This window comes from Nodularia sp. LEGE 04288 (genome assembly GCF_963896525.1).
GTDB lineage: Bacteria > Cyanobacteriota > Cyanobacteriia > Cyanobacteriales > Nostocaceae > Nodularia.
The window spans coordinates 58722-78131 of sequence record NZ_CAWQOY010000127.1; the positions used below are offsets into that span (position 1 = coordinate 58722).

The following is a 19410-nucleotide window of genomic DNA, read 5'->3' on the forward strand; positions in this document are numbered from 1 at the left end:
ACTAATAACCAATGACCAATGACCAACTATTGAGTTTTCCGACATCTTGTGGGGCGTAGTCGATTAACCATAACTGCCAATTTCCTTTAGCTGCAAGAGAAAGTAACTGTTTGAGGGACGGGTGCGACGCAATTGTGTATGTTGTTTGTAAATTAGTGCGGCGGCCTAAAGTGCGGTTTTGTAACAACACCTGTTGATTATTCGGAGCTATTAAATAAATTTCTAAATCGCCTAAGAAATCATGGGTGATATTCACTGTTATTTCAATATCTTTAATACTGCTGGATTCCTGAATAGCGATCGCACTTTTGATTCCTGCTTGATAATTATCTGGAATGTTTAACTGACGGGAATTCTCCACCCTGACTTTTTTACTAACGGATGGTACAGCAGTAAGTAGTTTCTGGGCTGCTTGCACTGCCTTAGCAGCATTCACTTTGCCATAACCAAACCATTGAGAATGTCCGTTACTGTCATAAGTACCTTGTCGCATACCCAACTGAGGATCTGGATCAGAATCCACAATTTTATCAGCAGATTCTTCCAGAATAAATTTTACCTGTTGAGCTGTTAAGTGAGGATTTGCTGACAAAACTAAAGCGGCGACACCAGCGACTAAAGGAGTAGCGGTGGAAGTACCGCCGAAATTGTTGGTAAAATCACCGGGATCTAAACCTGCGGTTCCTACTTGGTCAGTAGTTAAAATTCCGCGTCCGCTCAGAGTACTGGCGATCGCAGGTTGTGTATTCATAAAACCCCTACCCTCAAATGATAATCCTGGTGGAGCGTTGTTACTAGGCGCACACAGAGCAATATTAGTTCCCCAGTTACTGTAAGCAGCTTTCTTGTTCAAGCTAGTAGAAGCAGCAACAGCAATTACATCTGGATGTACAGGAAATCCACTTAACCAATTTGTATTACCTTGTAATAAATTTCCTGGCCAATTTCGTTCAAAGACAGTACCGTTAATGGGACGGTTAGCATTTCCCGCAGCAAATAAAACCACGCAACCCTTACCATTGCGTCCTGTAGTCACAGCACGAGTAATCGCCGCCCGTTGGCGCAAAGACAAGGGAAAATAGACCGCAGAAGCTCCCCAGCTACAAGAAATCACACTAGCTCCCTGATCCAGAGCATGGTTAAACATATTCTCAATCGATTCATCATCCAAAAAACCAGTACTCCGAATCGGCATCAATGCACAACCAGGAGCAACCCCCACAATTCCCGTACCATTTTCTTCCGCCACAGCCAACCCAGCACAAGCGGTTCCATGACTGGTTTCTCGCTCCCCAGGAATAGGTAAAAAGCCATTTTTCTTTAAGTCTCTAGGGGCAACAATTTTGCCACTACCTTGCAAATCTGGATGGTTCAAATCAAAAGAATCATCCACCACCGCCACCACCACAGAACGCACACCGCGAGTAATATCCCAAGCTGCTTCCACCGCAATATGAGAACCCGCCAGCAACTGGTTACCGCCATTGTGGTCAAGATACCATTGCTGAGGATACAGAGTGTCACGGGGTCTGTAATATGATTCACTGTTAACGAGGATATTAGGTTCAGCCGCTAACACCTCTGATAACCCTTGCAACTGATTAGTGATTTTTAGGGGATTTTCTCTGGCTTGTTTGCTGACTAGATACACAAAAGTATGAGGAAGACCCAGGACTGGTTTTGGCTGAGTTAAACCAAAACTAGAAGCGATCGCATTATATCTGGCAGAATCTACCCCAGAGGCAAATTGCACAGTAACTTGGTCACTCAGGTAAACAAAAGTGCCAGGATCATCTTTGATTCGATAAACATGACCAGCAAAAGCCACATTTTCAGCCGCCCGTGCTTGAGACATCGCCGACTCTAACTGGTCAGATCCAACTGTGAAAAGTTCTAAATGTGCTTGGGGAATACTACGTTGCCAAATGCCCCAAATAACCTGAGATAATTGTTGGGAAGTAAATTCAGTTGTCGGACGGACGGTGAAGCGGTCTAAAACTTTTTCTAAAATTAATTCTTCACCACCGCGTTGTAAAATCATTCCCAAACTGCTTGCTGGTACACCTGTGTTAGCAAAATCAGAGTCATTAGCGTGATCGTTCATTATCGGCGATTTTAGTGAGTTGATATGCAGAAGCAATGGGAACTTGATCAAACCGATTTTCAGTCTAAATCAGAGAAACCTAAGTATGTAACTTTCTTTTGTCAAAGACGAAAACAGAGTTAAGATACCCGAAGTTTACATTTCTTTTCTATATAGTTGTTGCACTACTTGAGCCCATGAACTCTGCCGCCGTTCCTCCTTTCATTAGCCTGACTTCGTTATCATTCATCGCAGTTATCAGCTTGTTATCACCTGTTAATGCTCAAGTACAAAAGCTGCCCAGTATTTATACTCAAGTACAAATCATTGAACCCAACGATCCCAACACTCTCCGTCCTACAGCCCAAAATAATAGCGTTTTGAGTATAGCGGGAGGTCAAAGGCTAATGGAAGAGGCAGATCAAGCCGTTTCTGCTCAAAACTACCCTTTAGCAGCTCAAAAACTCCAAGATGCGCGTCAAGTTTATAATCAATTATCTAATTTCTATCAAGAATTAAACGCTAGCTTTACAGGAATTGATACGAGAGTTTCCGATTCCCAGCGTCAAAAAGCCCTAGAAACAGCCCAAAAGCGCGACGAAGCCACCTATCAGTTAGCACTGGTACATCGAGCGCAAAATCAGCCCGAATTAGCCGTACCGTTGTTAATTCAGATTATTAAGAGTCAAAACCCCACACGGGATTTAGGCAAGAAGGCCTATCAGCAATTATTTGAATTGGGTTTTGTGGATGCACCCTTTCCCAGACAAGGTAGTAGTTCATCCCAAAATTGATAAATTCTGCACATCTGCCGGGAAAACCCAAATGCTAAGATAGAACTAGCTACCAAAGGTTGGTTTTATTTAGCTAACCGCTAAAATAATCCTCAAAGGCGCGTTTACCGTTAGCCTGTCCAAAACCCGAAGTTTTCATGGGCGGAAAACGCCATACGTTGCATAGGCGTATCTGTTAATAATAGAAAAGTAAGTTTTTTCAGGAATTGCGTTAAGCAACCCACGGCTTTCAGTCGTGGGCTTCAGCAAATGTTGAAGCCCCAGCTTACCAGACTCAGTACAAAACGTACTACGTTAACGGCAAGAGTTAAAGACCTACCCTGGGATGCGTAGCCAGTTCCAGGCACTAGAACTGGAGGATTAAACAGGTTTATGGGTTAAGCCAGTGTCTTCTAGATAGTTACCGACCGTTAACATTGTCGAGGCTAACATTACCGGAGTAGCGAAGCGATTCCCCGCATCAAGGGAAGTGGGCAAGCATTACTCCTCTACTTACCCCACCCCGAAAGGGCAACGGCATGAAAAGTGCCGAGTTGTGTTTCCTCCCACCGATTAAAGTCGTGGGTTTCCATATTACGCGCAAGGTTTTTATGATTAATCCGCAGCAAGTTGAGGCAATGATTAAGGCGGAACTGCCAGATGCCCAAATTCAGGTGCAAGACTTAACTGGTGGCGGTGACCACTATCAAGTGACAGTAGTTTCATCGCAGTTTACCGATAAGGGACTGGTACAACAACACCAGTTAGTTTATGGTGCTTTGCGACAAGCTATGTCAACTGAAGCGATTCATGCCTTGGCTGTCAAAACCTATACTCCCGAAGCTTGGCAAGCAACAGCAGCTTCTTAAAAATCAATCAGTCTCAAGTTCAACTGAAACACTGACTATTGACATCTTCGCTATTAGCAACATAGGAAACAAAAAGTCCATGACTCCAGAAACCAAAGAAAAAATTGATAATTTGTTACAAGAAAACAAAATCATGGTTTTCATGAAAGGAAACAAGCTGATGCCTCAGTGTGGTTTCTCCAACAACGTTGTGCAAATTCTCAACACCTTAGCAGTTCCTTTTGAAACCGTGGACGTTCTCGCCGACTCTGATATTCGTCAGGGCATTAAAGAATATTCCAACTGGCCGACAATTCCCCAAGTCTATATTGACGGTCAATTCGTTGGCGGTTCAGATATCCTGATTGAACTTTACCAAAAAGGTGAATTGCAGCAATTAGTAGAAGTGGCACTGGCTTCCTAATATCCATACAGCAGCCAAAGGGCTGAGTTTGTAGGGTGTGTTGTCACGCAGCGCAACGCACCGTTAACAATATAAAGTGCGGTGGACTGAAGGTATAACACACCTTACTTTCACAAAAACCATATATTTTTACTCAAAAATCCCCTCATCCGAGTTGGCAAAACCAAAACCGGGCAGAGGGGGTAACTGCTTTATCTAAAATATATCCAAATTCCACACCACTAAACCCTTGACCTGGGCAAATGATATGCTATAATCATCAGCGTTGACCTAACGATTACTGTCAATGAACGACTAAGTAAAAGTCATTAATAGTAATCTAGTTGTGCTTGCGTTTGAGTTTGAGTCATAACAAAATTTGATGAATCGTACAGGTAGCGGCCAGCTTCCTCTTCTAAGCGATGAATCAGCATAGGTTCAATAGCGTTACTTTGTCGCAGTGCGGCTAGATACCCATCCAAATACATCCGCATATCGTCCGTCCGATAACCGCGATTCCATAACTCGACGAAGGCGTCAGTAATTCGTTGGTAATAGCGGATGGTTTGTGTGTCTTGGAGCATAACTGCTATATTAATCTCTTTAGAATGAGAATTGTAAATGATTCACGCTCAAATGTGAAGTGTTACTTTCACCTTCTTCGCTTCAACTCAAGGACAAAAAATCTACCGTAAGCTAGATCCTCCTGAAGGTACAACGTGATCCTATCCTATTCCATAAAAACTGGAATATGATGGTTTGGTAAGTTATTTTTATGATTCTTTGTGTAAACTGCCTGAATTTATCAGGACGTAAAAAGTCTAATATGCCTACCCTACGGGAACTCCCTGGGAGTAAGTTTACACTGAGCTTGTGTTTGGTTCTGGGTTTAAATCCCCACCAGAAACAATCTTTAAGTGGGAATTTGGAATTTGGAATTTGCAATTGTTTATTGGCGAATACGGTCATAAATTTTTCCCAAATTTAATCCGATAGCACAATAAAGCTAAAATATAGCTTAAGTAAAGCTTACCCTGTTTATCGAGAGTTTATTGGTCAGCGACACCCCTCTGAGGGAAGATGTTTAACCAAAAACACCTTTTGATAAGTCTAACAAAAATTTAAGAATAAATTAAAGAATATTACTAACTCTGCTTTGAGCAAGGTATCAGTGAAGGATTTTGCTGCTTTTTGTATGAGGTAATGTAAAACGAATAGCAATGGAAGTAACAATGGCTACAAAACCTTGAGCATGGGCTTGTTACTTTAAAATTCATCGACGCTAAGGGGTTTTGCCACTGTGGGTTCGGTTTGTATTGAAATCGTTGAGGGAAATCCCCATCTAAGGTCGTTGCTGGGATGGCACTTGCAGCAGTTGGAATACCGTGTGCATCAAGCCGCCAGCATTTATCAAGCAAGAGAAGTGTTTTTGAGCCAACAACCAACCCTGGTGATTCTTGATGCCGATTTGCCTGATGGTGATGGGATTGAGTTTTGTCGTTGGTTGCATCGTCAGCAACAACCTTTAATTTTGATGTTATCGGCTCGTAGTAATGAAGCTGATATTGTCGCAGGTTTAAAGGCGGGGGCTGATGACTATTTAAGCAAACCTTTCGGTATGCAAGAGTTTCTCGCTAGAGTAGAGGCGCTAATTCGCCGCAGACGCACGCCTACTGCACCAGCTTATTTGGATTATGGCAGTTTGCAAATTGATTTAGTCCAGCGCCGAGTCCGATTCCAAGGGGAGTTCATTGATTTAACGCCGCAAGAGTTCAGTCTATTGTATGTTTTGGCACAAGCTGGAGGAGCAGCGCTGAGTAGATCAGAATTACTGCGTCGTGCTTGGCCTGACGCAATTGATAATCCCCGCACCATTGATACTCATGTTTTATCATTACGAAAAAAGGTCGAACTTGATCCTCGTCAACCTAGTTTGATTCAAACTATCCGGAATGTGGGATATAGATTTAACATGGAAAGTTTAAAATCCAATGTTCCGCAGTCACCAGCCAAGTTAACGAAAGAAAGAATCAGTCATCAACGCTCTACAGTTACTCAAAGAACTTAAAAGCAGCAGTATAAATTAATGTTCAAAATGCCAAATTCCCCAGGTGGATGGTGCTGTTGGAATCTTAATTTTTAATTTGACTAAATCCATTCTTCGGCGGCTTGGGTTTGGGCTTGTATCAAGCGTTCTCGTAAGTTAATCCAATTAATTTCAGAGGCGGCTTGATTTGTGAATAACTGACCTTGTTGTAAATATAATAACCGGGTGCAGAATACCTGGGCTAAGTCAAGCTGGTTATTCACCATCAAAATTGTGATTTGGTGCGTTTGAGTTAGCTGAGTTAAGACTTGTATGACATTGGCCGCTGTTCCAGCATCCAAGGCAGATGTTGGCTCATCTAATAATAAAACTTTTGGTTGGATAATTAAAGCACGAGCGATCGCTACTAATTGTCGTTGTCCAGCAGAAAGTTGTAATTCAGTTCTTCCCAACCATTCACTAGGAATGTGCAGTTGTTCTATCCAGTGAGCAATTCTTTGTTGAATTGTCTGTGGAGGCACACCACGCAAAACTAAAGGATAAGCTAAAGCTTGCTGGACTGTCATTCCTAACAGCTTCGATTCTTGTAATACCAGTGTTATTTCCTGGCGTAGCTGTAGAGTGGGGATTTGGCTATAGTCCTGATTTTCCCGATAAATTTTGCCTCTAGTGGGTTCACTGAGGCGGTTAATCAGGCGTAGTAATGAGGTTTTTCCAGCACCGGAGGGTCCGACAATGACGATGCGATCGCCTGGAAATACCTCGAAGGAGATATCCTGTAATATGGGGTATCCCTGAAGCTGGGTTTTCAGCTTGGCGAATAAGTTAATTTGTTCTAGCCTTAGTTGGGCTGTTTTAGTTTGATTCTCCAAAGGAACGAACCGCATTGGCGCTAGCCTCTCCCTTTGGGAGAAGGACGCAAAGTACACAAAGGAAGAAGGAAGAAGGAAGAAGGAAGAAAATAGATTGTTTTATGTCTGAGATATTCCTAATGCTGTGGTGATAGTCCAAGCGTCTATTAATAACAGCAGCAGGGTAAATCCTAACAAAGTTAAGTACATCCACGGTTGTGCTAATGGGCGTACATCTGTTGTGTTTATGCCTGTTTTGGTTTCGACTATTTTCACTAACCGGCTAAATCCGGCTACACGCATTGGTAATAAATACGCTTTGCCATCCTGACTGAGAAAATAATACACCAGTCCGCCTTGACCAGTGGAACGCGGTTTTAATTCTTTGACATCTAACCAAGGTAATGTCCAACCTTTGCGAAAAAAGCGGGGAACCCAGGCTGGGTATGTAACTTGAATGCTTTGGTCATCGACTATAACTCGCTCGGTTAAGACTGCATATAAGCCGATAAAGCCTATACTAATTCCTATCCACAAGAATTTCGGCGGTACTGGTGCGTCTGTTGCTTGGGCTAAAAATGGTAATGGGACTGTGAGTGCTATATATAGACTCAGTAGTGTGATCCGAATTAACGGAGACAGGCGAAAAACCGATGTGGGAATGTTGGTTGATGTTGCTGTCACGGCTGTATTATCCAATGAAGAGAAACGAACCACAGAGACGCAGAGGACACAGAGAAATGAGGAACGGAGGGCTTTTATGGCGTTTTTAGTATGAAATGCCAAAATGACCTTTCTTCTTCTTCTTCTTCGTACCTTTGCGCCTTTGCGCCTTTGCGTGTTAGCGTAGTGGGGCGTAGCCCAACAAATATCTTAATTCAGCAACGCCTGGAAGCGCCTTATGCAAAGCTGGAGTCGAAATTTGGGGGAATGTCTTGAATGCGTCCGGGACCGATGGCGCTGAGTGCTTCTCTGAGGGAAATATCGCCAGTATATAAGGCTTTTCCGACTATTACACCTTTTACTCCTTGCATTTCTAAACCTAATAGACTTAATAAATCGGTAACAGAACTGACTCCCCCAGAAGCAATAATGGGTATGGATATTGCACTCGCAAGTTCTCTTAAGGCTTCTAAGTTGGGACCTATGAGTGTACCGTCACGGTGAATATCTGTGTAGATGATGGCTGCTGCACCTAATTCTTGCATTTGTACGGCTAGTTGGGTGGCTAAAACTTCGGAGGTTTCTAACCAACCACGAGTTGCGACTAGTCCGTTACGCGCATCTATCCCTATAATAATCTTTTCGGGAAATTCTTCACAGAGTTCTTGGACTAGTTGGGGTTGTTCTACGGCTACAGTACCGAGAATTGCCCATTGTACTCCTAAATTAAATACTTGTTCTACGCTGGTGCGATCGCGCAATCCTCCACCAATTTCAATGGGTATGGATATCGCTTGAGCGATCGCTTCAATTGCTGCTAGGTTTACTACTTTACCTGCTTTTGCACCATCTAGATCAACTAAATGTAATCTGGTCGCACCTTGATCAACCCACTGTTTAGCAATATCTACGGGGTTTTCACTAAAAACTTGCGATCGCTCGTAGTCTCCCTGATATAGTCTGACACAGCGACCTTCTAATAAATCAATTGCTGGAATTACGTCCATTTATTTATTCCTTATATTCATTTTTCATTTTTAATTCTCTAATGGCTTGGGCGAAACCCACTACCAGCAGAATGTTAGCTAGGGTTAAAAAGACTTCTGCACCCCCGTGTAACCAATCTACGTCAGCCAAGGAAACACCATAATGCAATTGAGCGTAAATTGCCGCCGGGATGGTAATGGCAACAAATACCAGCGTGCCATAAAATCCATATAGGGCTAAACGTGGCATTTGGGGACTACGGCGAATAAACCACAAGAAACCCAAATAGGGAAATAAGGAAAGGACAAATAGGGTTTCTTTAGATATCATGATTTTGATTCCATCGGTTGGGCTGTAACTGTCTTGGTTGTACTATCCTCTGGTTTTGTAGAACGCCAAATCAAGACCGCAGCTGCCCAAAGTGTAAAATTACCAATTAATGTCATTGCAGCTTGCAGCGTTACCAACCATTCTAAAGATGCCGGATTATCGAAATAATGCCAAGTACAGGCACACATGGCACTCACTAAAGCTGGTAACATGGCTAGAGATAATCCCCACCATGTCCGATTACCAGTGAGTTCGCCGTAAGTCCAAATTAACCAGATGGCGACAATCCACTCAATAACGCTAGAAACGTGAATAATCCAGGTGGGAATAGAAAGGGCGTGCATAAGTAAATAAAAATTCAGTAATTTAAAATTATCAATTTAAAATGGCAAAGATGCGGGCGTTATTGTCTGGGTATTACGGTAAGGGTAATGGTGGTGACGAGGCTTTATTGGCGACGCTTTTGCAAATGTTACCACCTGATGTGACTCCTGTGGTGCTTTCGGGGAATCCAGAACAAACGCGCGATCGCTATGGGGTGGAATCTCACAACCGCATGAAGATTTTACCTGTAATCCAAGCTTTGCGTTCTTGCGATGCTTTCATTTGGGGCGGTGGGAGTTTAATTCAAGATGTCACCAGTACCATTAGTCCATTTTATTATGGCGGGCTGATGGTATTGGCTCAGAAAATGGGTTTAAAAACTGTAGCTTGGGCGCAAGGTATCGGCCCCTTAGTTCGTCCCCAAACTCGCAAGTTGGCAGAACACTCCTTCGGATATTGTAGCAGAGTTAGTGTGCGCGATCGCTCTAGCGCGGCTTTATTAGCTGATTGGCAAATTCCTTGTTTGCTTGCGCCTGACCCAGTTTGGGCGTTAGAAAGTAAACCTGTACCAGGACTTTGGGATTTACCTGCGCCGAGAGTTGCTGTGACTCTGAGGAATCATCCCCAACTGACTCCCCAACGTTTGGCAAACTTGACTCGCGCCTTAGTAGACTTCCAGAAAGCAACCCAAGCCTTTATTTTGCTGTTGCCATTTCAGAAGAGTGAAGATTTAGCGATCGCCCAAGCGATTCAACCCCAATTAAAAGATGTCAGTAAAATTCTGCTTTTAGAAGACCCGCAATTATTAAAGGGTGTCTATAAAGGTGTGGAGATGGCCATTGGGATGCGTCTGCACAGCTTAATCATGGCTGCGGCTGAAGGTTGTCGCTGTTTCGCCCTCAGTTATGACCCCAAAGTAAATCGGCTCATGGAAGATTTACAAATGCCAGGATGGGATTTAGCCAGCTTACCAGATGACCCCAATCTAATTAGTAAAACTTGGATAGAACATTATGCCAATGGTGATCCGTTATCATCTGAGCAAATTCAGTCTTTAGTAGATCGCGCTTTAATGCACCGCGACGTTTTGAGTATAGAGTAGTCACTTTGCGTCTACATCTTCTGTGGTTCATTATTTCTATGGCTACGCCACGCAAGCTATTCGTGTACCTTATAACCTGCAGTACGCTGAAGTAATCGCGCTTTTAATAAATAGATACAGCTATTGGCTATTATATCTACAGTTGACAGATGTAACCCCAGGGGTTACGATTTAAGGTGATAAAAACGTTTAAGCATAAAGGACTGAAAAAACTTTTTGAGGATGACGATAGAAGTGGTATTCAGCCAAAACACGCAGAAAAAATCCTAGATATTCTCGACAGACTTGATGCGTCTACTGAAATTCAGGATATGAGATATCCTGGTTCCGGACTTCATCAATTAGTTGGTGATCGAAAAGGAGAATGGTCAGTTACAGTATCTGGTAATTGGCGTGTAACTTTTCGATTTAAAAATGGTGATGCTTACGTTGTTAACTACGAAGACTATCACTAGGAAATCAGTCATGATAACTAAGAGAAAGCCTAGACATCCTGGAGCATTAATTAAGCGACAATACTTAGAGCCATTAAATATGACTAATACTCAGCTTGCTGATATTTTAGGCGTGTCACGTAAAACAATATCTGAAATTGTGAATGAGCAAGCAGGTATTTCTCCTAATATGGCGCTTCGTTTAGCGAAAGCTTTTCAGACTACTCCAGAACTTTGGTTGAATCTTCAACAAAAGTTTGACCTTTGGAATGCAGCACAAGATTCTGAAAGTTTTAAACAAATATCTCCTATCAATTCACAGGCTGTCTAAAGTTTAGGGATACGCAGCTATGCAAACTAAGTTTGCTTATGCGGACTAAGAAAAAGCAAAGGCTTTGAACCCGCGTAGGCGGGTTTTGTCTGTGTAGCCGTGACTTCTAGGAGCCAGGTACTTTTAAGTTACAAATTGAAAAGCCCGCTAATCTTTAATTTAAAGACTAGCAGGCAGGGTCTTTTGTCTATCGGAGCGGCGGGATTCGAACCCACGACCTCCACTACCCCAAAGTGGCACGCTACCAAGCTGCGCTACGCCCCGGTCAGAATTATCATTCTACTGCAAAGCTTTAAAATAATCAAGGGGTTATTTAAAAAACTTTCAACATTCCCGCCGCTTGTAATAATTCTGGGACTGCGACGGTATCCCATTTAGCTTCTACACCGCGTCCTGTATTCAGGATTAAGCATAAACTATAGGCGTGGGGATAGCCTTCTACTTCTAGCCATAATAAATCGCTTTCGGCTTCACAGGCAATTTTTTCTTCATCCATTAATTCAGATGCGAGTTGTTTCATGGTGTCTGCTAACTGTGCAAAAAGTCGGCAAAAATCATTTAACTCGGCTTCTGTTAATTCTATTGCCCAATCTTCTGTTCCTATTAATCCTTTGAATACGGGTGCGTTGGGTTTCCAGCCAATTCGCCAACCCAGTCCGCTTTTGATTAAATGTTCCATATTAAACGCAGAGGGGCGCGGAGGTTCACGCAGAGGGACGCAAAGAGGTTTTTTATTTGAGCAGTTCAGCACCGCCTCTTTGGGGTGGTTGTGGTGTGCTGGGTGTGGGTGTTGTCTCTCGCCTGGGTGTCTGGCTGTTCTGAGGGTTGGGATTGAAGATATCGGCTAAAACTTGCACTAGGGCGTTTCTCTGGTGGCGATTGAGTTTGGCTATGGCGGCGCGATCGCCTTCTAGCGGATTTTGCTGTAATGTATCGTTACCAGGATAGGAGTCATGATACATAATTTCATTCGCGTCTAAATAATCAGCCAAAGTTAATTTCCAATCCAGCCGATAGTTGGGGGCGCGTCCTTTTCGATAAAGATGATAGGTAATCAGGCGACTGGCTAAGGTGTTATTTTCAGCAACTTGTCCAGTATCTTTACTTTTATACTGATTTTCTTGGGGCAGATCGGGTAATTGCTGATATACTTGCTGCCAAATATCTCCAGGACTAATTCGTTGAGCTAACGCCGGGTGAATACCAAATAAGTTTGTTGGTATGATTTTATCTGACCCTGAACTCAACACCAGCACACCCACCACCATACAAGCAGTGAGTGTTTGTCCAGGTTTGAGTCGGAGTTGAATGAACGATAAATTTTTGCTCATCGTCATCTTTGCAAAAGTTCTGATTATAGTTCGCCAATGATTTCGGGCTGAGTCAGTTCATCGGACATTTCAATAATTGCCCTCAGCACTGGCTTCATCATCACATCTTCCGATGGGTTATCAAAGTCTTCATAACGCCGACGCTTGGCACGGTTAGCCACCTGAACCGTAATGCGGTAGCGATTTGAAGCGGCACTAATCAATTCCTCTGCACGGTACATGATTTGAGACTGTGTGGTCTCGAACTTAGAACGCTTTAGCATATTCAGTGGTTCATGAGGTCACTCCCCAGTTTAGCAGCACTGAGAATTTATGGCTTGGTATTTTTGTCTCTGTTGATAGAGGCTGACAGTTTTTTTTGACTTTATAAGAGGGATATGTAGAGAAATTAAGAAATCAACCCAAATTTATGGCTGATATTGTAGAAACTGCTATTAATGCCGGAAATTTCCAGAGTTTACTTCAGGCTGCTACTATCACAGAAATTATTGAAACTCTGAAAAGTCCGGGTTCGCTCACACTTTTTGCACCCACTGATGATGCTTTTGCTCAATTACCACAGGATACTTTAGCTTCACTACTGCAAGACATCCCCAAGTTGCAAAAGGTATTAATGTATCATGTCGCTTTTGGGGATGTCAGGTTTGAAGATTTGCAGCAGATTTCAGAAGCACCAACTCTGGAAGGATCAGTGGTGGCGATTGATTCTGATCAAGGTGTGATCAAGGTGAATGATGCTCATGTCCTCGTAACGGATATAATTGCCGACAATGGCGTGATTCATGTGATTGATCAGGTCTTAATGCCAGCAATGGTTGCAAGACGATAGAAACCTAACCGAGAATACAGCCAGTGCGTGGGGGAAGAGTTAAGGAAAGCTGCGTACCATGCCACTCAAATTCGGCAGCGCCATATAATAACTTGTGGGATTTAGTCAGCAAACCTGCTGTGTCTATATTTGCTGTTGTCTTTCCTGTACCAGCGTTAACGGCAATAATTAATTCATCAGTTTCTAAAGTTCGGGTAAAAATATACAATGCTCCCTGGGCGAATAGAGTTTTGTAATCACCTGCGCGTAAAGCTGGGTATTGGTGGCGAAGAGCGATTAATTGGCGGTGAATGTTGAGGATTTCTTGATTCCAATTAGCTTCTGTGGGAAAGCCACGCCGGGAGTCGGGATCTATTGCTCCAGGTAAACCCACTTCGTCACCATAATAGATACTAGGCGCACCGGGAAAGGTGAGTAACAGTAAAGTTGCTAATTCTACACTGGGTTGATCGCCGTCAGCAATAGTAATTAATCGAGCTGTATCGTGGCTTGCGAGTAAATTCAGTTGCGTGAGTTGAATTTCCCAAGGGTAAAGTGCGAGTAATTCCTGAATTTTGACGGCGTATTCAGTCGCAAATAAAGGTGGGTAGGGTTGATAGTCACGGGTTTGCACTTGTTCTAAAACTACGCGATCGCCTGCGGTAAAGGCAATGGTTAGTCCGGCAAATAAGTAATTCATCACGCCATCAAATTGCGTACCATCTAGCCACTCACGGGAATCTCCCCAAACTTCGCCCACTATATAAGCTTCGGGGTTAATGGCTTTGATGCGATCGCGAAATTCTTGCCAAAAACCCGGTGTTTTGACTTCAAACGGCACATCTAACCGCCAACCATCAATGCCGAATTTGAGCCAATATTCGCCAATTTCCATGATGTATTCCCGCACTTCCGGATTGTCATGGTTAAACACTGGCAAAGCCCGATTATCTGCCCAACCTTCGTAGTTGGCGGGTAACTCCCCGGTGTAAGGCGCAAGGGGCCAATCTGTAATTTTAAACCAGTCCACCCAAGGAGAACGAGCGCCATTTTCTAAAACATCGTGGAAAAAGAAAATGCCCCGACTGGCGTGGTTAAACACTCCATCCAGCACAACTTTGATATTCCGTTCATGGGCTGCGTCTAGCAATTCCTTAAATGCCTCATTACCCCCCAACAATGGATCAACCTGATAATAATCATGGGTGTGATAGCGGTGATTACTCGCTGATTGAAAGATGGGAGTAAAGTAAATAGCGTTAATCCCTAAACCCTGGATATAGTCTAATTGCTCAATAATGCCCCATAAATCGCCGCCTTTGTAACCTTGGAGTGTGGGCATAGCATCCCAATCTTCCCAACGGGCTTCATGTAACAGTCTTTTGTGAGGCTGTTTGCTTCTGGCAAAGCGATCTGGGAAGATTTGGTAGAAAACAGCGTGTTTAACCCAGTCTGGTGTTTGAATTTGCATGAATTAATTTTTATACCTTAAGCAGTGATTGTGGCAAATATTTGCTAATTTACATCTCTCACTGATGATAGAAAATTTTGGCGTGTTCCTGATTTCCTTGACGTTTTTAGGGTTTTTGACAGTACGCGCTACGCCAAAGTAAAAAAAATAACTATATATAAAGGTAGGTAATCAAAAGTCAAAAATTTGATAACTTGGTTGTGGGCTGGCTGGAAAATTGCTTCTGAGTGCAGTATCAGTTAAGTGTCCCCAAATTACCTGTAGCTATTTTGACTAAAAAAATAGTTATCAACCTTTTTCTAAACACTTTGTGGGTATGTACTGAAGAATAACTGTATCGCTGATCCTCGTTTTCCCGGAGTCAAATTTGCTACTGTTATCCCTGGGATTCATCCATTACTCACAGCATTCTGTAAACGTGGCTAATTATTAATCTGTGATCCCCCCTTACCAGTAGTCTCAGACAGTCCTAAACTGAAGGTGAGAGTTGAAAGGCAGTTGGGAGAAATCTTGTGAAAAAAGTATTAGCAATCATTCTCGGTGGTGGCGCGGGTACTCGTCTTTATCCGCTAACAAAACTACGTGCTAAACCAGCCGTACCAGTAGCAGGAAAGTACCGTTTAATAGATATTCCTGTCAGTAATTGTATCAATTCAGAGATATTCAAAATCTATGTCCTGACACAATTTAACTCAGCGTCCCTGAATCGCCATATCGCCCGTACCTATAATTTTACCGGATTCAATGAGGGATTTGTGGAAGTTCTCGCGGCACAGCAAACGCCAGAAAACCCCAATTGGTTCCAAGGTACGGCTGATGCTGTGCGTCAGTACCTATGGCTGTTAAACGAATGGGATGCGGATGAGTATTTGATTCTCTCCGGAGATCATTTATACCGCATGGATTACCGCCAGTTTATCCAGCGCCATCGGGAAACAGGGGCTGATATTACGCTTTCGGTGATTCCCATCGATAAAAGTCGGGCTTCAGACTTTGGTTTAATGAAAATAGACCAGTCTGGGAGGGTGATTGACTTTAGCGAAAAGCCCAAAGGCGATGAATTAGATCGGATGCAGGTTGATACTAGCGTGCTGGGATTATCGCCAGAACAAGCGAAGTTACAGCCCTACATCGCTTCGATGGGGATTTATGTCTTTAAAAAAGATGTTTTGATCAAATTGTTGAAAGAGTCTTTAGAAAGTACTGATTTTGGTAAAGAAATTATTCCTGATGCGAGCAAAGATTACAATGTCCAAGCTTACTTATTTGATGATTACTGGGAAGACATTGGGACAATCGAAGCTTTCTATCACGCCAATTTAGCTTTAACGAAACAACCTTTACCTCCATTTAGTTTCTACGATGAACAAGCCCCAATTTATACTCGTGCGCGTTATTTACCACCGAGTAAACTTTTAAGTTGCCATGTCACAGAATCGATTGTGGGCGAAGGTTGTATTTTGAAGGATTGCCGGATTCAGCATTCGGTTTTGGGAGTGCGATCGCGCATTGAAGCTGGTTGTGTGATCGAAGAATCTCTACTCATGGGCGCAGACTTTTATCAACCTTTTGTGGAGCGTCAATGTAACTTAGAAAAAGGTGACATTCCCGTAGGTATTGGTACGGATACGATTATTCGCCGTGCCATTATTGATAAGAATGCCTGCATCGGTCATGATGTGAAAATTATCAATAAAGATAACGTGCAAGAAGCCGAACGGGAAAATCAAGGCTTCTACATCCGCAGTGGTATTGTTGTGGTGCTGAAAAATGCGGTAATTCCTGACGGAACTATAATTTAGTCATTGGTCATTGGTCATTGGTGATTAGTCATTGGTTAATAATAATTAAAAACTGACAGATGGCAAATGACTAAACTCCAGTTACTAATTGGTCTTCCTGGTAGCGGTAAGTCAACTTTGGCAAAACAATTAGTCTCAGAATGCCCCCAAATGCAGCTGATTTCCACGGATGCTATTCGGGGGCAGCTTTTTGGTTCGGAGGCCACTCAAGGACCGTGGTTGCTGATTTGGCGAGAAATAGAACGGCAATTTCAACAAGCAGTAGCCGTAGAGAGAACAACAATTTTTGATGCTACCAATGCCCAAAGGAGCCAGCGCCGTGAAATTATCGCCTTAGCCCGCGAGGTGGGTTTTACAGACATTACGGGGTTATGGGTGAGAACGCCTGTTTGGTTGTGTTTAGCACGCAATCAAAAGCGTCAGCGCCAAGTTCCCCCAGAAATCATCTTGCGAATGCATCGTCAACTCCGGGATGCTCCCCCCAGTCTAGAAGAAGGAATAGATTACCTGATTTGTGATCCCCAGAGGAGAAAGTACGGAAATTGCGCTGGTGGAGTGAGCGGGAACCCCACTTGAATTGCTGTAATGTCTGTTAATTTAAAATCAGAGTTTTTTATGCTGGGGATTTGACCGGACAAAAACTCATCTCACATTTTACGAAAAAACATAACAGAAATTTTTATAGGAGGCTGGTAGATGGCTGCAACCGACTTCAAAGACTATTACGCAATTTTGGGAATCAGTAAAACTGCCAGTCCAGAAGAAATTAAACAAGCTTTCCGTAAACTAGCTCGCAAGTATCACCCTGATGTTAACCCCAATAACAAGCAAGCTGAGGCGACCTTTAAAGAGGTGAATGAAGCCTATGAAGTTTTGTCAGATGTTGATAAGCGCAAGAAGTACGATCAATTCGGTCAATACTGGAAACAAGCTGGCCAAGGTTTCCCCACCGGCGGTGCTGGTGTGGATATGGGTGGCTTTGATTTCAGTCAATACGGCAGTTTTGATGAATTTGTCAACGAGTTATTAGGGCGCTTTGGTGGACCTAGCCCCGGTGCTGGGCGGCAAAGCTACTCTTATAATCGTACTTCCACAGGTAGACCCGGTGGTTATGGCGGCTTTAATGATTTTGGTTTTCAAGATGTCGGTACGGGTGCGGCTCCAGACACAGAAGCAGCGATCGCCTTAACTTTGTCCGAAGCTTTTGCTGGTGTCAAAAAGCGCTTTAGTTTAGGTAACGAAACCATTGAAGTGAGCATCCCATCTGGGGCTAAAACTGGTACTCGTCTGCGAGTGCGGGGGAAAGGTCAATTTAACCCCATGACTCAACAACGGGGTGATTTATATTTAAAAGTTGAACTTCAGCCACACTCATTCTTCCAATTTGAAGGCGATAACCTTGTCTGTGAAGTTCCCATCACTCCAGATGAAGCCACTTTGGGAGCCTCAATTGATGTCCCCACGCCCGATGGTTCCGTAAATGTCAAGTTACCTGCTGGTGTGCGTTCTGGTCAATCTTTACGGTTACGGGGTAAAGGCTGGGCTTTAGCTAAGGGTGGACGTAGCGATCAGTTGGTAAAAGTGGCGATCGTGCCACCAAAAGACCTCAGTTCACAAGAGCGGGAATATTATGAAAAAATTCGGGCTATACGTACCTATAATCCCCGCAGTCATTTACAGCAGTTCAAGTTTTAAGGTTTCATAACTAGAGACGTTCCGCCCAAACGTCTCACTAGAAAAGTGCTGAGTATCAACTTAGTTGCTTCCAGAATCTTAAGCAATCAACACTGTTTTAATTACCTTAGCCAGTAAATTACGAATTACGAATTACGAATTACGAATTACAAATTACGAATTACGAATTACGAATTACAAATTACACCGATGGGCAAGGGCAACCCATTCGTTTAATCGTTCACAATCAATTACCTCGAATCCGGCTTCAGTCAAGGCTGTGGTGACACTTTCTTCATGATCTGTGGTAAATCCAGCTGTAATTAATAGCCCCGGTTGTGTTTGATTTTGACGCAAGGCTTCCCGAAAATCATCAGCAAGGGCAATATGCACCCGTGCGAAAATATTGGCGACAATCAGATCAAATGTGTCTTTCGCTTCAATTTTTGACACATTATTAACAGTGTTTCCACCCATCCAATGCCCCAGATCACTGCCACATCCCAGGCTACCTTGCATCACCTGTACTTGCTGCTCTACAGCATTCAGAGATACAGTTTCCTGAGTCGCTTGTACAGCAACACTGTCATTATCTAAAGCTAAGACATTTGCCCCTAGCTTCGCGATCGCTACACTCAAAATACCTGAACCTGAGCCAAAGTCCAGCACTTGCATATTAGGGGCTATGTAGCGTTCTAGCAGTCGGAGGCTGACAATGGTTGCTGGATGTAAACCACTTCCGAAGGCGAGGGTTTTTTGGATTTTTAAGGTGATTTTGTCTGTGACCTCAGATTGAGCAGGTGTATCAGAATTGACTATAATAAATCTTTCCCCAATGGGATATAAAAGTGGTTTCGGCGCATCTGTAATTTTATTTTCCACAACAGTTGTCTGAATTGCTGTTGTCATTCCAGTCCGATGCAAAGGCGAAAGCAGACTTTCAATTTTTTCTATCTGTGTCCGCGCACTGACATCGTAGGGTAAATATAACCGCATCGTAAATGTCCAATCAGAATTATCCGAATGAGATTCTGCATATTCAGTAATATAAATATCATTAATATCAATAGTTTCAGCCAGTAGTGTACAAACCCAATCAACAGCTTCATGGGTTGTATCCAGGCTTAATTCCATCCAAGACATATTAT

23 protein-coding genes and 1 tRNA gene are annotated in these 19410 nt (G+C 43.1%); 11 read left to right on the forward strand and 13 right to left on the reverse strand.

Features of this window, described 5'->3' with window-relative positions; translation table 11 throughout:
* Position 1: 1 nt before the first annotated feature.
* The gene (locus tag AACX33_RS16925; protein WP_194002539.1) at positions 2-2104 is read right to left on the reverse strand and encodes a S8 family serine peptidase; all 2103 of its coding nucleotides are present in this window, start codon (positions 2102-2104) and stop codon (positions 2-4) included.
* 176 nt (positions 2105-2280) lie between these two features.
* Here AACX33_RS16925 and AACX33_RS16930 point away from each other — a divergent pair, with 176 nt between their 5' ends.
* The 3 genes from AACX33_RS16930 to grxD all read left to right on the forward strand — a co-directional run bounded on the left by AACX33_RS16930 (position 2281) and on the right by grxD (position 4128).
* Positions 2281-2877 carry a hypothetical protein gene (locus AACX33_RS16930; RefSeq protein WP_194002537.1) on the forward strand — a complete coding sequence of 199 codons (597 nt, stop codon included), beginning with the start codon at positions 2281-2283 and terminating at the stop codon, positions 2875-2877.
* A gap of 590 nt (positions 2878-3467) precedes the next feature.
* Positions 3468-3725, forward strand: a complete 258-nt coding sequence (locus AACX33_RS16935; RefSeq protein WP_194002650.1) for a BolA family protein — start codon at positions 3468-3470, stop codon at positions 3723-3725.
* Between the two features lie 79 nt (positions 3726-3804).
* Entirely contained in the window at positions 3805-4128 is a 324-nt protein-coding gene (grxD, locus tag AACX33_RS16940; protein WP_194002536.1) for a Grx4 family monothiol glutaredoxin, read from the forward strand.
* Positions 4129-4436: 308 nt separating this feature from the next.
* Here grxD and AACX33_RS16945 read toward each other — a convergent pair whose 3' ends face one another.
* Positions 4437-4691, reverse strand: coding sequence for a DUF6761 family protein (locus AACX33_RS16945; protein ID WP_194002534.1), 255 nt, complete (start codon positions 4689-4691; stop codon positions 4437-4439).
* Between the two features lie 716 nt (positions 4692-5407).
* Between AACX33_RS16945 and AACX33_RS16950 the strand changes: the two genes are divergently transcribed.
* Positions 5408-6175 carry a response regulator gene (locus tag AACX33_RS16950; RefSeq protein ID WP_194002532.1) on the forward strand — a complete coding sequence of 256 codons (768 nt, stop codon included), beginning with the start codon at positions 5408-5410 and terminating at the stop codon, positions 6173-6175.
* Positions 6176-6255: 80 nt separating this feature from the next.
* On the opposite strand, the gene AACX33_RS16955 is transcribed toward AACX33_RS16950, so the two are convergent.
* The 5 genes from AACX33_RS16955 to AACX33_RS16975 form a co-directional block, all read right to left on the reverse strand.
* Positions 6256-7041, reverse strand: coding sequence for an ABC transporter ATP-binding protein (locus AACX33_RS16955; RefSeq protein ID WP_416209824.1), 786 nt, complete (start codon positions 7039-7041; stop codon positions 6256-6258).
* Positions 7042-7125: 84 nt separating this feature from the next.
* Complete coding sequence (locus tag AACX33_RS16960; protein ID WP_194002530.1) at positions 7126-7689, reverse strand: hypothetical protein; 564 nt, start codon at positions 7687-7689, stop codon at positions 7126-7128.
* 215 nt (positions 7690-7904) lie between these two features.
* The gene (gene hisA, locus AACX33_RS16965) at positions 7905-8675 is read right to left on the reverse strand and encodes a 1-(5-phosphoribosyl)-5-[(5-phosphoribosylamino)methylideneamino]imidazole-4-carboxamide isomerase (protein WP_194002528.1); all 771 of its coding nucleotides are present in this window, start codon (positions 8673-8675) and stop codon (positions 7905-7907) included.
* Positions 8676-8679: 4 nt separating this feature from the next.
* Positions 8680-8985 carry a DUF3593 domain-containing protein gene (locus AACX33_RS16970; RefSeq protein WP_194002526.1) on the reverse strand — a complete coding sequence of 102 codons (306 nt, stop codon included), beginning with the start codon at positions 8983-8985 and terminating at the stop codon, positions 8680-8682.
* Positions 8982-9329, reverse strand: a complete 348-nt coding sequence (locus tag AACX33_RS16975; RefSeq protein ID WP_194002524.1) for a DUF2499 domain-containing protein — start codon at positions 9327-9329, stop codon at positions 8982-8984. Before AACX33_RS16975 ends, AACX33_RS16970 begins: the two co-directional genes overlap by 4 nt.
* Positions 9330-9379: 50 nt before the next feature.
* Between AACX33_RS16975 and csaB the strand changes: the two genes are divergently transcribed.
* The 3 genes from csaB to AACX33_RS16990 all read left to right on the forward strand — a co-directional run bounded on the left by csaB (position 9380) and on the right by AACX33_RS16990 (position 11176).
* Positions 9380-10411, forward strand: a complete 1032-nt coding sequence (gene csaB / locus AACX33_RS16980) for a polysaccharide pyruvyl transferase CsaB (protein ID WP_194002646.1) — start codon at positions 9380-9382, stop codon at positions 10409-10411.
* Between the two features lie 176 nt (positions 10412-10587).
* Positions 10588-10866: a type II toxin-antitoxin system RelE/ParE family toxin gene (locus AACX33_RS16985; RefSeq protein ID WP_194002521.1), complete on the forward strand. Its 279-nt coding sequence runs from the start codon at positions 10588-10590 to the stop codon at positions 10864-10866.
* 10 nt (positions 10867-10876) lie between these two features.
* Positions 10877-11176, forward strand: coding sequence for a HigA family addiction module antitoxin (locus AACX33_RS16990; RefSeq protein ID WP_194002519.1), 300 nt, complete (start codon positions 10877-10879; stop codon positions 11174-11176).
* A gap of 190 nt (positions 11177-11366) precedes the next feature.
* Here the strand turns inward: AACX33_RS16990 and AACX33_RS16995 are convergent.
* From AACX33_RS16995 to AACX33_RS17010, 4 genes are all read right to left on the reverse strand, one after another.
* Positions 11367-11440: transfer RNA gene (locus AACX33_RS16995), tRNA-Pro, on the reverse strand.
* A 49-nt stretch (positions 11441-11489) separates the two neighbouring features.
* Positions 11490-11855, reverse strand: coding sequence for a DUF1818 family protein (locus AACX33_RS17000; protein WP_194002517.1), 366 nt, complete (start codon positions 11853-11855; stop codon positions 11490-11492).
* Positions 11856-11907: 52 nt separating this feature from the next.
* Positions 11908-12507, reverse strand: a complete 600-nt coding sequence (locus AACX33_RS17005; protein ID WP_194002515.1) for a hypothetical protein — start codon at positions 12505-12507, stop codon at positions 11908-11910.
* Between the two features lie 23 nt (positions 12508-12530).
* Positions 12531-12770 carry a DNA-directed RNA polymerase subunit omega gene (locus tag AACX33_RS17010; protein WP_194002513.1) on the reverse strand — a complete coding sequence of 80 codons (240 nt, stop codon included), beginning with the start codon at positions 12768-12770 and terminating at the stop codon, positions 12531-12533.
* Between the two features lie 146 nt (positions 12771-12916).
* On the opposite strand from AACX33_RS17010, the gene AACX33_RS17015 reads away from it, so the two are divergent.
* The gene (locus AACX33_RS17015; protein ID WP_194002511.1) at positions 12917-13336 is read left to right on the forward strand and encodes a fasciclin domain-containing protein; all 420 of its coding nucleotides are present in this window, start codon (positions 12917-12919) and stop codon (positions 13334-13336) included.
* A 4-nt stretch (positions 13337-13340) separates the two neighbouring features.
* Here AACX33_RS17015 and AACX33_RS17020 read toward each other — a convergent pair whose 3' ends face one another.
* Positions 13341-14786 (reverse strand): glycoside hydrolase family 13 protein, encoded by a 1446-nt coding sequence (locus tag AACX33_RS17020; protein WP_194002509.1) that lies wholly within the window; start codon positions 14784-14786, stop codon positions 13341-13343.
* Positions 14787-15298: 512 nt separating this feature from the next.
* On the opposite strand from AACX33_RS17020, the gene AACX33_RS17025 reads away from it, so the two are divergent.
* The 3 genes from AACX33_RS17025 to AACX33_RS17035 all read left to right on the forward strand — a co-directional run bounded on the left by AACX33_RS17025 (position 15299) and on the right by AACX33_RS17035 (position 18283).
* Positions 15299-16588, forward strand: a complete 1290-nt coding sequence (locus tag AACX33_RS17025) for a glucose-1-phosphate adenylyltransferase (RefSeq protein WP_194002507.1) — start codon at positions 15299-15301, stop codon at positions 16586-16588.
* A gap of 66 nt (positions 16589-16654) precedes the next feature.
* A complete protein-coding gene (locus tag AACX33_RS17030; RefSeq protein ID WP_194002505.1) occupies positions 16655-17164 on the forward strand; it encodes an AAA family ATPase in 510 nt (169 codons plus the stop codon).
* A 120-nt stretch (positions 17165-17284) separates the two neighbouring features.
* Positions 17285-18283, forward strand: coding sequence for a DnaJ C-terminal domain-containing protein (locus tag AACX33_RS17035; protein WP_194002503.1), 999 nt, complete (start codon positions 17285-17287; stop codon positions 18281-18283).
* A gap of 174 nt (positions 18284-18457) precedes the next feature.
* Here the strand turns inward: AACX33_RS17035 and AACX33_RS17040 are convergent, their stop codons facing one another.
* A complete protein-coding gene (locus tag AACX33_RS17040; protein ID WP_194002501.1) occupies positions 18458-19405 on the reverse strand; it encodes a 50S ribosomal protein L11 methyltransferase in 948 nt (315 codons plus the stop codon).
* Positions 19406-19410: the final 5 nt, after the last annotated feature.

Coding starts and splice junctions, on each gene's coding strand:
- hisA (WP_194002528.1), bottom strand. CDS start 8,675: ATGGACGTAATTCCAGCAATTGATTTATTAGAAGGTCGCTGTGTCAGA.
- AACX33_RS17015 (WP_194002511.1), top strand. CDS start 12,917: ATGGCTGATATTGTAGAAACTGCTATTAATGCCGGAAATTTCCAGAGT.
- AACX33_RS16970 (WP_194002526.1), bottom strand. CDS start 8,985: ATGATATCTAAAGAAACCCTATTTGTCCTTTCCTTATTTCCCTATTTG.
- AACX33_RS17005 (WP_194002515.1), bottom strand. CDS start 12,507: ATGAGCAAAAATTTATCGTTCATTCAACTCCGACTCAAACCTGGACAA.
- AACX33_RS16930 (WP_194002537.1), top strand. CDS start 2,281: ATGAACTCTGCCGCCGTTCCTCCTTTCATTAGCCTGACTTCGTTATCA.
- AACX33_RS16935 (WP_194002650.1), top strand. CDS start 3,468: ATGATTAATCCGCAGCAAGTTGAGGCAATGATTAAGGCGGAACTGCCA.
- AACX33_RS17010 (WP_194002513.1), bottom strand. CDS start 12,770: ATGCTAAAGCGTTCTAAGTTCGAGACCACACAGTCTCAAATCATGTAC.
- AACX33_RS17000 (WP_194002517.1), bottom strand. CDS start 11,855: ATGGAACATTTAATCAAAAGCGGACTGGGTTGGCGAATTGGCTGGAAA.
- AACX33_RS16975 (WP_194002524.1), bottom strand. CDS start 9,329: ATGCACGCCCTTTCTATTCCCACCTGGATTATTCACGTTTCTAGCGTT.
- grxD (WP_194002536.1), top strand. CDS start 3,805: ATGACTCCAGAAACCAAAGAAAAAATTGATAATTTGTTACAAGAAAAC.
- AACX33_RS17020 (WP_194002509.1), bottom strand. CDS start 14,786: ATGCAAATTCAAACACCAGACTGGGTTAAACACGCTGTTTTCTACCAA.
- AACX33_RS16990 (WP_194002519.1), top strand. CDS start 10,877: ATGATAACTAAGAGAAAGCCTAGACATCCTGGAGCATTAATTAAGCGA.
- AACX33_RS17030 (WP_194002505.1), top strand. CDS start 16,655: ATGACTAAACTCCAGTTACTAATTGGTCTTCCTGGTAGCGGTAAGTCA.
- AACX33_RS16925 (WP_194002539.1), bottom strand. CDS start 2,104: ATGAACGATCACGCTAATGACTCTGATTTTGCTAACACAGGTGTACCA.
- AACX33_RS17035 (WP_194002503.1), top strand. CDS start 17,285: ATGGCTGCAACCGACTTCAAAGACTATTACGCAATTTTGGGAATCAGT.
- csaB (WP_194002646.1), top strand. CDS start 9,380: ATGCGGGCGTTATTGTCTGGGTATTACGGTAAGGGTAATGGTGGTGAC.
- AACX33_RS16945 (WP_194002534.1), bottom strand. CDS start 4,691: ATGCTCCAAGACACACAAACCATCCGCTATTACCAACGAATTACTGAC.
- AACX33_RS17040 (WP_194002501.1), bottom strand. CDS start 19,405: ATGTCTTGGATGGAATTAAGCCTGGATACAACCCATGAAGCTGTTGAT.
- AACX33_RS16955 (WP_416209824.1), bottom strand. CDS start 7,041: ATGCGGTTCGTTCCTTTGGAGAATCAAACTAAAACAGCCCAACTAAGG.